This is a genomic window from Gammaproteobacteria bacterium (assembly GCA_019911805.1).
Taxonomy (GTDB): domain Bacteria; phylum Pseudomonadota; class Gammaproteobacteria; order Thiohalobacterales; family Thiohalobacteraceae; genus JAHJQQ01.
The window spans coordinates 84,277-98,128 of sequence record JAIOJV010000074.1 but is presented as its reverse complement, the minus strand read 5'-3'; the positions used below and the strand labels follow the sequence as shown (position 1 = coordinate 98,128).

At 62.2% G+C, this 13,852-nt stretch carries 9 protein-coding genes and 3 tRNA genes; 11 read left to right on the top strand and 1 reads right to left on the bottom strand.

Features of this window, described 5'->3' with window-relative positions; translation table 11 throughout:
• Positions 1 to 132: 132 nt before the first annotated feature.
• From K8I04_08245 to K8I04_08200, 10 genes are all read left to right on the top strand, one after another.
• Positions 133 to 217: transfer RNA gene (locus K8I04_08245), tRNA-Leu, on the top strand.
• 132 nt (positions 218 to 349) lie between these two features.
• Positions 350 to 1,651 carry a trigger factor gene (gene tig, locus K8I04_08240; protein ID MBZ0071699.1) on the top strand — a complete coding sequence of 434 codons (1,302 nt, stop codon included), beginning with the start codon at positions 350 to 352 and terminating at the stop codon, positions 1,649 to 1,651.
• Positions 1,652 to 1,685: 34 nt separating this feature from the next.
• Complete coding sequence (gene clpP / locus K8I04_08235; GenBank protein MBZ0071698.1) at positions 1,686 to 2,330, top strand: ATP-dependent Clp endopeptidase proteolytic subunit ClpP; 645 nt, start codon at positions 1,686 to 1,688, stop codon at positions 2,328 to 2,330.
• A 190-nt stretch (positions 2,331 to 2,520) separates the two neighbouring features.
• Entirely contained in the window at positions 2,521 to 3,792 is a 1,272-nt protein-coding gene (clpX, locus tag K8I04_08230) for an ATP-dependent Clp protease ATP-binding subunit ClpX (protein ID MBZ0071697.1), read from the top strand.
• A gap of 216 nt (positions 3,793 to 4,008) precedes the next feature.
• Positions 4,009 to 6,462: an endopeptidase La gene (gene lon, locus K8I04_08225; GenBank protein MBZ0071696.1), complete on the top strand. Its 2,454-nt coding sequence runs from the start codon at positions 4,009 to 4,011 to the stop codon at positions 6,460 to 6,462.
• A 267-nt stretch (positions 6,463 to 6,729) separates the two neighbouring features.
• On the top strand, positions 6,730 to 7,002 hold the full coding sequence (locus tag K8I04_08220; protein ID MBZ0071695.1) for an HU family DNA-binding protein: 273 nt from the start codon (positions 6,730 to 6,732) through the stop codon (positions 7,000 to 7,002).
• 13 nt (positions 7,003 to 7,015) lie between these two features.
• Positions 7,016 to 7,091, top strand: a tRNA-Val gene (locus tag K8I04_08215).
• Between the two features lie 11 nt (positions 7,092 to 7,102).
• A tRNA-Asp gene (locus K8I04_08210) sits at positions 7,103 to 7,179 on the top strand.
• A 282-nt stretch (positions 7,180 to 7,461) separates the two neighbouring features.
• Positions 7,462 to 9,375, top strand: coding sequence for a SurA N-terminal domain-containing protein (locus K8I04_08205; protein ID MBZ0071694.1), 1,914 nt, complete (start codon positions 7,462 to 7,464; stop codon positions 9,373 to 9,375).
• A 70-nt stretch (positions 9,376 to 9,445) separates the two neighbouring features.
• Positions 9,446 to 10,726 (top strand): dicarboxylate/amino acid:cation symporter, encoded by a 1,281-nt coding sequence (locus K8I04_08200; protein MBZ0071693.1) that lies wholly within the window; start codon positions 9,446 to 9,448, stop codon positions 10,724 to 10,726.
• 364 nt (positions 10,727 to 11,090) lie between these two features.
• Here K8I04_08200 and K8I04_08195 read toward each other — a convergent pair whose 3' ends face one another.
• Complete coding sequence (locus K8I04_08195; GenBank protein MBZ0071692.1) at positions 11,091 to 11,885, bottom strand: enoyl-ACP reductase; 795 nt, start codon at positions 11,883 to 11,885, stop codon at positions 11,091 to 11,093.
• A gap of 151 nt (positions 11,886 to 12,036) precedes the next feature.
• Here K8I04_08195 and K8I04_08190 point away from each other — a divergent pair, with 151 nt between their 5' ends.
• Complete coding sequence (locus tag K8I04_08190; protein ID MBZ0071691.1) at positions 12,037 to 13,848, top strand: extracellular solute-binding protein; 1,812 nt, start codon at positions 12,037 to 12,039, stop codon at positions 13,846 to 13,848.
• Positions 13,849 to 13,852: the final 4 nt, after the last annotated feature.

Sequence of the window (13,852 nt, the reverse complement as noted above, 5' to 3'; positions counted from 1 at the left end):
GTTTTTCAGAGAGTTGCGTCTTCAAAGGGCTACGCGCCGCCCGGGCATGGCGGTATACTGCGGACGTTTCGCCGCTCATGGTCGAATCGGGTCACGTCTGCTTACGTCTGACTTATATTTGGGGGCGCATTCGCGAAAGTGGCGGAATTGGTAGACGCGCTGGATTTAGGTTCCAGTGGGGCAACCCGTGAGAGTTCGAGTCTCTCCTTTCGCACCAGTTACGATTCGGCGCGCAGTCCCGGGCGGGCGGCCGAGTCACATGAAACATAATGAAGTTCGTCAGGGTTGAACGGCGGCCGCGACCGGCTTGAGAATCGGTACCAGGCCGTCTCCTAACAGAGGTGAACGTATGCAAGTTTCCGTAGAAACCACCGGTACCCTGGGGCGCCGCATGACCGTGCAGGTCCCTGCCGAGCGCATCGACCAGGAGGTCGACAACCGACTCAAGTCACTGGCCCGCACGGCGCGCATAGCGGGCTTCCGCCCCGGCAAGGTGCCCTTCAAGATCGTTCAGCAGCGCTACGGCCAGCAGGTACACCTCGAGGTCGCCGGGGACCTCATGAGCTCCAGCCTGCACGCGGCGCTGTCTGAGCAGAACCTCCGGCCCGCGGGCCAGCCGAAGCTGGAGCCGCGCACAATCGAGAAGGGCAAGGCCCTGGAATTCACCGCCGAGTTCGAGGTCTACCCCGAATTCGAACCTGCCCCGGTGGCCGATGTGCAGATCGAGAGGCCGGTCGCCACCATTGGCGAGCAGGACATCGATGCCATGCTGGAGAAACTTCGCCAGCAGCGCGCGAACTGGAGCACGGTCGACCGTGCCGCCGCCAAGGGCGATCAGGTCAACGTGGATTTTGTGGGCACCATCGACGGTGCCGAGTTCGCCGGTGGCAGCGGCCAGGGTATGCGACTCGAGATCGGCGCCGGGCGCCTGATCGAGGGTTTCGAGGAGCGTCTGATCGGCTCCCGGGCGGGCGACGAGGTGACCCTGGATCTGCGCTTTCCCGACGACTATCACAGCGCCGAGGTGGCGGGCAAGCCGGTACAGTTCAAGGTAAAGGTCAACGAAGTCGCGGCGCTCGAGCTGCCCGAGGTGGATGATGCATTCGCCAAGCTACTGGGTGTGGAGGGTGGTATCGGCGCGTTACGCGAAGAGGTCGCCAGGAATATGCGGCGCGAACTCGACCAGATGGTCACCGCCGTGGTCAAGGAGCGCGCGTTCAGTCAGCTGCTCGAGCGCAATGCCATCGACGTGCCGGCGGCGCTCCTGGACGAGGAGATCGAGCGGCTGATGCGTGAATCCCACCAGCAGATGGGTGCTGCGCAGGGCATGAATCTGCCGCGCAACCTGTTCGAAAAGCAGGCCCACCGACGTGTTGCCCTGGGGCTGATCATCGGTGAGATCATCAAACGTAACGGTATCCAGGCCGATCCTGAACGTGTCCGCCGCCTGGTCGAAGGTATCGCCGCCAGCTACGAGAATCCCGACGAGGTGGTCAAGTGGTACTATGAGAACCAGGAGGCCATGGGCAGTGCCCAGTCGTTGGCGCTCGAGGAGCAGGTCGTGGACTGGCTGCTCGGCCAGGTGCAGGTGGTGGAAAAGAGCTGCACCTTCGACGAGTTGGCGGAAATCCGCAAGACCATGAGCGCTTGATCGCCAATCCGAACTCATTCGCAAGGATCTACACATGACCGATTACGGCAAAGATGGGGCGCAGTACACGAGGGCACTGAATCTGGTGCCGATGGTGATCGAACAGACGGCGCGCGGCGAGCGTGCCTATGACATCTATTCGCGCCTGCTCAAGGAGCGGGTGGTGTTCGTCGTCGGCCCGGTCGAGGACTACATGGCAAATGTCATCGTCGCCCAGCTGCTGTTCCTCGAGTCGGAAAACCCCGACAAGGATATTCACCTGTACATCAATTCGCCGGGTGGTTCGGTGAGTGCCGGCCTGGCGATCTACGATACCATGCAGTTCGTCAAGCCGGATGTCAGCACCATGTGCATCGGCCAGGCGGCCAGCATGGGCGCGCTGTTGCTGACGGGCGGGGCGAACGGCAAACGCTACTGCCTGCCGCACTCGCGCATGATGATCCACCAGCCGCTGGGGGGCTTTCAGGGTCAGGCCACCGATATCGATATCCACGCCCGGGAGATCCTGCTGGTCCGCGATCGCTTGAACGCCATCCTCGCCAAGCATACCGGCCAGCCGCTGGAGCAGATCCAGAAGCATACCGAGCGTGACAATTTCATGGGCGCGGAGCAGGCGCGGGAGTACGGTCTGATCGACAAGGTCCTGTCGCAGCGCGCCGGCGAGGTGGCTAAATCTTGATCGATCAGCAGGAATGCCCCCAGGCGGGCACGGGGATTGCTTGTAAGCTCGACAGAACCGTAGTTGAATGGGGCCTGCGGGCGGGTTGAATGCGGACGGTGACGCGGCGGTTCCGGCAGTTGATCGCGGCTGTACCTCAAGCATCGCAACCGCAAGGCCGATCTGCGTCTGAGCTGAAAGAGGGTAGGTTATGAGTAACGATCGAAACAGCAAGGGAGACGACGGTAAGCTCCTTTACTGCTCTTTCTGCGGTAAGAGCCAACATGAGGTGCGTAAGCTGATCGCCGGGCCCTCCGTCTTCGTCTGCGACGAGTGTGTCGAGCTGTGCAACGACATCATTCGTGAGGAGATGCAGGAGAAGGCCGCCGCCAGCGGCAGCAAGCTGCCCAAGCCGAAAGAGATCAAGCAGGTCCTTGACGAATATGTCATCGGCCAGGAACGCGCCAAAAAGGTGTTATCGGTCGCGGTGTACAACCACTACAAGCGACTCGATGCGCGCAGCCGTAAGGAAGACGTCGAGCTGTCCAAGAGCAATATCCTGCTCATCGGTCCGACAGGTTCCGGCAAGACGCTGCTTGCCGAGACGCTGGCGCGCCTGCTCAACGTCCCCTTCACCATCGCCGACGCCACGACTTTGACAGAGGCAGGCTATGTCGGTGAAGACGTCGAGAATATCATCCAGAAACTGCTGCAGAAGTGTGACTACGACGTCGAGAAGGCGCAGACCGGCATCGTCTACATCGATGAGATCGACAAGATCTCGCGCAAATCGGACAACCCGTCCATTACCCGCGACGTGTCAGGTGAGGGCGTGCAGCAGGCGCTGCTCAAGCTCATCGAAGGCACCATGGCGTCGGTCCCGCCGCAGGGTGGTCGCAAACACCCACAGCAGGAATTTCTGCAGGTCGATACCGGCAACATTCTGTTCATCTGCGGTGGTGCCTTCGCCGGTCTGGACAAGGTTATCCGCAGCCGGTCCGAGAAGGGCGGTATCGGCTTTTCGGCCGAGGTCAAGAGTAAGGAGGACAGCCGCAATATCGGTGAGGTCCTCCACGACGTCGAGCCCGAGGACCTGATCCGCTATGGCCTGATTCCGGAGTTCGTCGGTCGCCTGCCGGTCGTCGCGACACTGGAGGAACTGGACGAGGATGCCTTGGTCCAAATCCTGGTCGAGCCACGCAACGCGATCACCAAACAGTATGCGAAGCTGTTCGAGATGGAAGGCTGCGAGATCGAGTTCCGCGAAGACGCCCTGCGGGCCGTTGCACGCAAGGCCATGGCACGGAAAACCGGCGCCCGGGGTCTGCGGACGATCCTGGAAAATATCCTGCTCGACACCATGTATGATCTGCCGACCCTCGAGGATGTCCGCAAGGTGGTGGTGGATGAGTCAGCGATTCTCGGTGATTCAAAGCCTTACATGTTGTTCGATGCCACAGAGCAGCGCGTGGCGTCAGACTGACTTACGGGCCCGGCCAGTTGGCCGGGCACGCTCTCTTCTCCCCGTTGCTACAGCCGGTATTGGCGCAAATCGTGCTTGCATTTGAATACGCAGGCCGCTCGCCTGCATTGAAAGCGGCTGTCGCTGCCCGCATATAAACCGGGTACGCGATCCCGGGCCTGGAGCGGGTCTTCACCCCGGACATCGCGCAACCTTCACCCGCGAGAGGGACTCCTGATGGAGCATGACGACGACAAGACCATGATCGCCGAGACGCATAACCTGATCCCCGTTCTGCCGCTTCGCGACGTGGTGGTGTATCCACACATGGTCATACCCCTGTTTGTGGGGCGTGAAAAATCCATACGTGCACTCGATACCGCGATGGCACAGGACAAACGCATTCTCCTGGTTGCCCAGAAGAGTGCGGACGTCGACGACCCCCAGGTCGATGACATTCACCGCATCGGCACTCTGTCGAGCATCCTGCAGTTACTGAAACTGCCCGACGGCACGGTCAAGGTGTTGGTCGAAGGTGCCGAGCGTGCCAGCATCAAGAGCTTCCACGAGACCGACGAATTCTTTTCGGCGGAGATCGAGACGCTGGAGGGTGGCAGCGGTGCGGAAGACCGTGAGGTCGAGGTGCTGATGCGTTCCCTGCTGGCGCTGTTCGACCAGTACGTGAAGCTGAACAAGAAGATTCCGCCCGAGATCCTCACCTCGCTGTCCGGTATCGATGACGCCGGTCGCCTGGCGGATACCATTGCCGCACACATGGCACTGAAGATCGACGAGAAGCAGCATGTCCTCGAAATCGACTCCGTGCGTGGTCGTCTGGAACACCTGATGGGGCTGATCGAAGGCGAGATCGACATCCTGCAGATCGAGAAGCGCATCCGTGGTCGCGTCAAGCAGCAGATGGAGAAGAGCCAGCGCGAGTACTATCTGAATGAGCAGATGAAGGCCATTCAGAAGGAACTTGGCGAGATGGAGGACGCGCCCAACGAAGTCGAGGAACTGCAGCGCAAGATCGACAAGGCCGGTATGACCAAGGAGGCGCGCGACAAGGCACAGACCGAGCTGAACAAGCTCAAGATGATGTCGCCGATGTCCGCGGAGGCGACGGTGGTGCGCAATTACATCGACTGGCTGGTGAGCGTGCCATGGAAAAAGCGCACCAAGATCCGCCACGATCTGGCGCTGGCCGAGCAGGTACTGGAAGAGGATCACTACGGCCTGGACAAGGTCAAGGAACGCATCCTCGAGTATCTCGCCGTGCAGCAGCGTGTGCGTAAGCTCAAGGGCCCGATCCTGTGTCTGGTCGGGCCACCCGGGGTGGGCAAGACCTCGCTGGGCCGCTCGATCGCGCGTGCCACCAACCGCAAGTTCGTGCGTATGTCGCTGGGCGGCGTACGCGACGAGGCCGAGGTCCGTGGCCACCGCCGTACCTACATCGGCTCCCTGCCGGGCAAGCTGGTGCAGAACATGGCCAAGGTCGGCGTACGCAATCCGCTGTTCCTGCTCGACGAGATCGACAAGATGTCGATGGATTTCCGCGGCGACCCGTCCTCGGCGCTGCTGGAGGTGCTGGATCCGGAGCAGAACCATACGTTCAGTGACCACTACCTGGAGGTCGATTTCGACCTGTCCGATGTGATGTTCGTGGCAACCGCCAACACACTGAACATCCCCGGACCGCTGCTCGACCGCATGGAGGTGATTCGCATCCCCGGTTACACGGAGGATGAGAAGATCAACATCGCCAAGCGCTATCTGTTACCCAAGCAGGTCAAGAGCAACGGCCTGCGCAAGGACGAGCTGACTGTCGGCGATGCCACGCTGCGCGATATCGTGCGCTACTACACCCGTGAGGCCGGCGTGCGCAATCTGGAGCGCGAGATCGCCAAGATCTGTCGCAAGGTGGTCAAGGAGTTGTTGCTGAAAAAGGACGAGCACAAGATCGCCGTTACGCCCAGGAACCTGGACAAATATCTCGGTGTGCGCCGTTTCCGCTATGGCCGCGCCGAAGAGCGCGACCAGGTCGGCCAGGTGACTGGTCTGGCCTGGACCGAGGTCGGCGGCGAACTGCTGACCATCGAATCGGCAATCGTGGCGGGCAAGGGTCGCCTGATCCACACCGGCCAGCTGGGCGAGGTGATGCAGGAGTCCATTCAGGCGGCGACCACGGTAGTGCGCAGTCGCGCGGCGATGCTTGGCATCGATTCGGATTTCTATCAGAAATTCGACATCCATGTGCATGTGCCGGAGGGTGCCACACCCAAGGATGGTCCGAGCGCCGGCGTCGGCATGTGTACCGCGCTGGTATCGGCGCTGACCAAGATCCCGGTGCGGGCGGATGTCGCCATGACCGGTGAGATCACCTTGCGTGGCGAGGTACTGCCGATCGGCGGCCTGAAGGAGAAGCTGCTGGCGGCCCACCGCGGCGGCATCACCACCGTCATCATCCCGGAGGAAAACAAGAAGGACCTGGTGGAGATTCCGAAGAACGTCAAGGATCGTCTGGAGGTACGGCCGGTGAAATGGATCGATGAGGTGCTGCAGATCGCATTGCAGCACATGCCAGTGCCGGTGGCGACAGACGCGGGCGAAGGTGAGGAACCCGCAGAGTCCGATGAAAAGACCAGCGAGTCCAAAGGCAAACGCAAGCGCTCTCCGGCGCGTGCGCACTGAGGTTTGTCAGCTTTTGTGATATAGGCGGCAGCATGCCCATGTTGCCGCCTTTTCCATCCAGGGTCTTGGTTGACAGTCGTTTGTGCGGCTTGGTATAACGTGCGGCGTGCCTGACGGGCGCATACTTTCAATTTCCAGGTTCCCGTGAGCCAGCACGATATTATGCGGCGTCCCGCTTCACGGGGATGCAGGTCTCCACATCCATTCAATATGCACCGTTACAGTGCAACTCATCCCGTGGTACCCAGGGGGAAGGAGTAATTATTAATGAATAAATCAGAATTGATCGACGTAGTTGCCGAAGCGGCCGACCTGAACAAGACGGTAGCGGCGCGGGCCGTGGACGCCATGCTGAACGGCATCACCGACGCGCTCAGAAAGGGTGACCCGGTGACGCTGATCGGCTTCGGGACCTTCGAGGTGCGCGAGCGCGCGGCCCGCACCGGTCGCAACCCCCAGACTGGCGAGACCATCAACATCAAGGCCGCCAAGGCGCCTGCATTCAAGGCTGGCAAAGCCCTCAAGGATGCCGTAAACTAACGCGCTTGTTCCGGGGTGCTTAGCTCAGCTGGTAGAGCGTCGCCCTTACAAGGCGAATGTCGGGGGTTCGATCCCCTCAGCACCCACCAGGGTCAAATGTGGAGTGGTAGTTCAGTTGGTTAGAATACCGGCCTGTCACGCCGGGGGTCGCGGGTTCGAGTCCCGTCCACTCCGCCACTAACAACCGAAGGGCGCCCTTGATGGGCGCCCTTTTAATTTGTACAGTCCCCGGACCACGGCCGGCGCGCACCGGCGCCCGGGAAAAGAATAAACCCGAAAACCGAATCTGCCACGGAAGCACACGAAAAAGCACTGACAAGACCAACTGCTTCACACACCCGCGCCGCTTACCCGCCAGATGCTGAGTCGGGAGCTTCGCGACACGGTTTTATTTCAGAATCTTCAGTGTGCGGCCGTGGCTGAAATGAGTTTTTTGGATAAACCTTCAGGACCATCATTATGCTGCAGGCCATTCGTGATCGCGCCACCGGTTGGATTGCCTGGCTTATCGTCGGGCTGATCGCAGTCACGTTCGCGCTCTGGGGTATCGATTGGTATCTGAAGCCCGATGCGCGTGTCTTCGCCGCCTCCATCAATGACGTCGAGATCCCGGTGCAGGAGTACCGCTTCGCCAAGCAGCAGCAGGTTCAGCGCATGCGTGCCATGCTCGGCGAACGTTTCGACAGTGGCATTACCGGCACGCCGGAGTTCAAGCAGGCGGTACTCAACCGGCTGATCGAGGAGGAACTGCTGGTGCAGGCCGCGACCGCAGCGAAGCTCACTGTCAGCGACGCGCTGCTGGCTGCGCGTATTCATGCCATCCCTGATTTCCAGGAGGATGGCACGTTTTCCCAGGAACGCTATCAACGCCTGCTCAGCCAGCAGGGGCTGACGCCGCAGCGTTTCGAACAGCAGTTCCGCCGTGCCCTGCTGATCAACCAACTGGCCGGTAGCATCTCCACGACGTCGGCGGTGGTGTCTCAGGATGTGGACCAGGCCATGCGCCTGCAGGGCCAGGAGCGCAAGCTCCAGTACCTGCGGATCCCCGCAACGACCTTCGCTGACGAGGTGGAGGTCAAGCCCGAGGACGTGGAGGCATTCTATACGGCCAACAAGGCGCGCTTCGTGGAACCGGAACGTGTGCGGGTGCAGTATCTGGAGCTGTCGGCCGACACCATCGCCGCCGGGATGACGGCGACCGAGGAGGAGATCGAGGCCCGTTATGAGGCGGACAAATCCCGCCTGACGCGCGACGAGCAGCGCCGCGCCCGCCATATCCTCATTCAGGTCGCCGAGGATGCCAGTGAGGAAGAGGTCGCCGCGGCACGCAAGAAGGCCGAGGGGCTCGTCACCCGCCTGCGTGCAGGAGAGGACTTCGCGACGCTGGCCAAGGAGTTTTCCGACGACCCCGGTTCGGCGGTGGAGGGCGGTGATCTGGGTCTGTTCGGCAAGGGCATGATGGTACCGGAGTTCGAGGCCGCCGCCTTCACACTCGCACAGGATCAGATCAGCGATCCGGTGCGTTCGCCCTTCGGTTTCCACATCATCCAGGTCACTGAGATCCAACCCGCCCAGGTACCGGCCCTCGCGGAGGTCCGCGAGCAGCTGCGGCAGGAGGCCGTGCGCCACCAGGCCGAGCAGCTGTTTTTCGAGCGCGCCGAGACGCTGGCGGCGCTCAGCTTCGAGCAGCCCGACACCCTGGCCCCGGCCGCCGCGCAACTCGACCTGAAGATTCAGGAGAGCGGCTGGCTGACCGCTTCGGGTGGAGAGGGCATCGGCACCCACCCCAAGGTCGTCGAGGCCGCCTTCGCCGATGATGTGCTCCGTGGTGGCAACAACAGTCCGGTGGTGGAGATCGCACCTGACCATGTCCTGGTGCTGCGCGTGCTCGAGCACCAGGAATCGACCCAGCGCCCGCTCGAGGCCGTGCGTGACACGATCCAGGCGACCCTGCGCAATCAGGCCGAGCGCGAGGCCACGCGGGTCCGCGGGCAGGCCCTGGTCGAACGGCTGCAGGCGGGTGCGCCGCTCGACACACTGGCCAGGGAACTGCAGCTGGAGGTGACGGATGCGGGCTTCGTCCAGCGCAGCGCCGCGGACCATGATCGCCAGATCGTCGCCGAGGCCTTCCGTATCCCGCGGGCGGCCGACGGCCGGATCGTCAGTGGCGGCACGATGCTGGCCAATGGCGACTTCGTACTCGTGCAGGTCGACGAGGTGCGCGACGGCGACCTGGCCACGGTCGACGCGGCGGCCCGTGCGGCCTTCCGGCGCAACCTCGAGCAGCTGTACGGGACGCTGGAGACAACAGCCCTGCTGGACCGGCTCAAGGCGCGTGCCGAGATCGTGCAGTATCCGGATCGACTGGACTGACACGGTGCCGTGGACGGTGCCGGCCCGGTGATGATCAGCGACGGGTCGATCCGGCGAGAGCTGCCCTGATATGGCGATGCTCCACATCAAACTGCACTGGCAGATCCTGATCGCACTGCTGCTGGCCGTCCTTGTCGGCAGCGCGGTGGGCGAGACGGCGACCCTCTTCGGTGTCGCCATCGTCGACATCCTCGATTTCCTGGGCGCGTTGTTCATGAATGCGCTCAAGATGCTCATCGTTCCCCTGATCGTCTCCGCCATCATCAGCGGCATCGCCGGCGTCGGGCACACCGGCGCCTTCGGCCGGCTCGGCCTCAAGACCCTGCTGTACTACGCCACCACCACCCTGGCGGCCATCCTGGTCGGTCTGACGTTGGTGAATCTCATCCAGCCGGGGCTGGTCGGTGGCACCCCGGTCAGGGAGCAGATCGGCCTGACGGCGGACGGTGACCAGATCGCGGCCGATCTGAGTGCGCACGGGGCAGGCGATCTCGTCGCCGTCTTTATGCGCCTGATACCGCCCAACGTGGTGGCGGCGGCGGCCGAGGGGCAGATGCTCGGTCTGATCTTCTTCAGCCTGCTGTTCGGTTATTTCATGACGCGCATCGGCGAGCCCTACGCCGGCAATCTGCTGGGTTTCTGGCAGGGCACCTTCGAGGTCATGATGCGCATCACCGGCTGGGTGATGCGGTTTGCGCCGCTCGGCGTATTCGCCCTGGTCGGCAAGGTCGTGGCCACCACCGGCATGGCAGCCTTCCAGCCATTGCTGATCTTCTTTCTGACTGTCCTGGCGGGGCTGGCGTTTCATTTTCTGGTGGTGCTGCCCGCCATCCTGCTGCTGGTCGCGCGGGTGAATCCCCTGCGTCACTATCAGGCCATGGCCCCGGCGCTGCTGATGGCCTTTTCGACCGCGTCGTCGTCGGCAACGCTGCCGATCACCCTAAGCTGCGTCGAGCGGCAGGCGGGCGTATCCAATCGTACCAGCAGCTTCGTGCTGCCGCTCGGTGCGACGGTCAACATGGACGGCACGGCGTTGTATGAATGCGTGGCGGCGATGTTCATCGCCCAGGCCTATGGTGTGGAACTGGGGTTCGCGCAGCAACTGCTGATCGTCACGCTCGCACTGCTGACGTCGATCGGCGTCGCCGGCATCCCCGCCGCCAGCCTGGTCGCCATCACCGTTATCCTCACGGCCGTCGGTCTGCCGGTCGAGGCGGTGGGCATGATCCTGGCGGTGGACCGTGTGCTCGACATGTGCCGCACGGCGGTGAACGTGTTCAGCGACTCCTGCGGGGCGGTGGTGGTCGCGCGGCTGGAGGGGGAGGAGGGTATCCTGCAGGCGCCGTCATAGAAGGTTTTGTCTGTGTCGTTGATGGCCACGGAATCCACGCAACGACATGGACAAAACCTTCTTTGGCCACGGAAACACACGGAAGTACACGGAATGTAAAACCCGTCATGCCGACCTCTTCCGTGCTTGTCTGTGCGTTCTTGTGGCAGATTTTGGGCGTACTCCGTGCCTGTGAGGGACCGGCCGTGCAGGGTGCGTCAGGCTGCGCCTCGACGCACCTTACCGGTCTGCTGAGGGGACCCTACGGACGGTTTCATTGCGTTTTCAACAATGGATTTTTTCCGTGTTGTTCCGTGTGTTTCCGTGGCCAAAAAAAGGTTTTGTCTGTGTTGGTCCGTGGCCAATGAGTATGCCTTACTGGCGCCTACTCCTGATCCTCGAAGGGCGCGCCGCCGACGATGTTGTAGCCGGCGTCGACGTAGGTGATTTCGCCGGTGATACCGGCGGCCAGGTCGGAGCACAGGAAGGCGGCGACATTGCCGACATCCTCGATGCTGACATTGCGGCGCAGCGGTGCGGTCTTCTCGGCATAGTCGAGCAACCGGCGGAAATTGGCGATGCCCGAGGCCGCCAGCGTGCGGATCGGGCCGGCCGAGATCGCATTCACACGGATGTCCTCCGGGCCGAGGCTGTAGGCCATATAGCGCACGTTGGCCTCCAGACTGGCCTTGGCCACGCCCATGATGTTGTAATTCGGCAGGGCCTTTTCGGCACCCAGGTAGCTGAGCGTAAGCAACGCCCCGGCGCGGCCCTGCAGCATCGGGCGAGCGGCCTTGGCGAGTGCGGCAAAGCTGTAGGAACTGATATCGTGGGCGACGCGGAAGCTGTCACGACTCACGCTGGCGAGATATTCGCCTTCCAGCGCCTCCTTGGGTGCGAAGGCTACGGAATGGACGATGATGTCCAGGCCGTCCCAGTGCTCGCGGAGTCCGGCAAATACGGCGTCGATCTGTTCGTCACTGGCGACGTCGCAGGGCAGGATGATGCTGGAGTCGCATTCGGCAGCCATTTTCCGGACACGTTCCTGCAGCTTTTCGTTCTGATAGGTGAACGCCAGTTCGGCACCCTCGCGGTGCATGGCCCGGGCGATACCCCAGGCGATGGAGCGATTGCTGGCGAGACCAACGATCAGTACCCGTTTTCCCGTAAGAAAACCCATTGCGCGTCCCCATTTTGCGTTGTGTCAGGCCGGCTACTATATAATGGCCCGCAGCCCTTGACCAGACAGGCACAGTGCCGCGTCTGGTGAACAACGACAGCCTGACCGCCGGGGCAGTGCGGGCGCGTCAAGGCAACCAGGGAAGCATCGAGTGTCCGTGTTCCGAGCTGTAATCTGCTGGCTGCTGCTGGCGGTGGTCACATCACCGGTGGTGGCGTCGCCGTCGGTGGCGCTTGGCTATACGCCCAAATATCCATCGGACTTCACGCATTTCGACTATGTCGATCCGCACGCACCACAGGGCGGGGAGCTGGTGCTGTCCGGTTTTGGAAATTTCGACAGCTTCAATCCTTTCGTGCTCAAGGGGGTGTCCGCCGACGGTCTCGGCACCCTGGTGTTCGAACCGCTGATGGTGCAGAGTCTGGATGAGCCGTACAGCCTCTATGCCCACCTCGCCGAGGACATCCAGCTGGCGGACGACAGACTGTCGGTGACGTTCCGACTCAATCCCAAGGCGCGTTTCTCCAACGGCGATCCGGTGCTCGCCGACGACGTGAAGTTTTCCTTCGACACCATCAAGAGTGACAAGGGCCACCCGCAGTACCGGTTCTATTGGGCGGACATCGAACGGGTAGTGGCCGTGGATGCGCACACCGTGCGCTTCGAGTTCGCCCGGGTCAATCCGGAACTGCACCTGCTGGCGGCGCAGATCCCGGTGTTCTCGCGCAAATGGGTCGGCGACGCGGAATTCGACAAGCTCAACCGTGCGTTGCCGATCGCCAGCGGCCCCTACACGGTCGCGTCCTACCGGATCGGCAAGGACGTCACCTACGTGCGCAACCCCGACTACTGGGCCCGGGATCTCAACACCCGGAACGGCATGTTCAACTTCGACCGGGTGACCTACAAATACTACAAGGATGCGACCGTGCAGCTCGAGGCGCTGAAGGCCGGTGAATTCGACTTCACCCTGGTGTTGCACTCCAAGCAATGGGCCCGCGACTATACCGGGCCGCAGTTCGACTCCGGCCGCATCCGCAAGGAAGAACTCAAGAACAGCAACAACGCCGGCATGCAGGGCTTCGTGTTCAACACCCGGCGGGATAAATTCAAGGACCGGCGGGTGCGCCGGGCGATTGCGCTGGCCTTCGACTTCGAATGGTCGAACAAGCATCTGTTCTACGGTCAGTACACGCGCTGTGACAGCTATTTCAGCAACAGTGAGATGGCCTCGTCGGGTCTGCCGCAGGGTGCCGAGCTGGCGCTGCTGGAGAAGTATCGCAAGCGGCTGCCGGAGGCGATCTTCACCCAGATCTGGCGCCCCGCGGATACCGCTGAACCGGGTTCGCTGCGCGCCAATCTGCGCGCGGCACGTGACTTGCTCGCGGAAGCCGGCTGGACGGTGCGTGACGGTCGCCTGCGCAACGCTGCCGGCGAACCGCTGGACATCGAATTCATACTCGCCCAGAAGGGCTTCGAGCGCATTCTGGCGCCGTACGCGCACAATCTCCGCAAACTCGGTATCGAGCTCAGCTACCGGACCGTGGATGTCAGCCTCTATGTGCAGCGTCGCCGGACCTTCAACTTCGACATGATGGTGGCCTCGTTTCCGCAGTCGCAATCGCCGGGCAACGAGCTGTTCGGCATGTGGCATTCCTCGACCGCGGACAAGGAGGGTTCCAACAATCTGGCGGGTATCGAAGATCCGGTGGTCGACGCGCTCATCGAGGAGTTGGTGTATTCGCCGGACCGGGCGCACCTGGTGACCGCCGCGCGGGCGCTGGACCGGGTACTATTGTATGGCGAATATGTGGTGCCGAACTGGTACATTGCCACCCACCGGGTGGCCTACTGGAACCGCTTCGGTCATCCGCAGACGCTGCCTCTCTACTACGATGCCGAATCCTGGGCACTGCAGACCTGGTGGCGCGATCTGGCGAAGCCGGCGGCACGGACGAGGTAAGAGG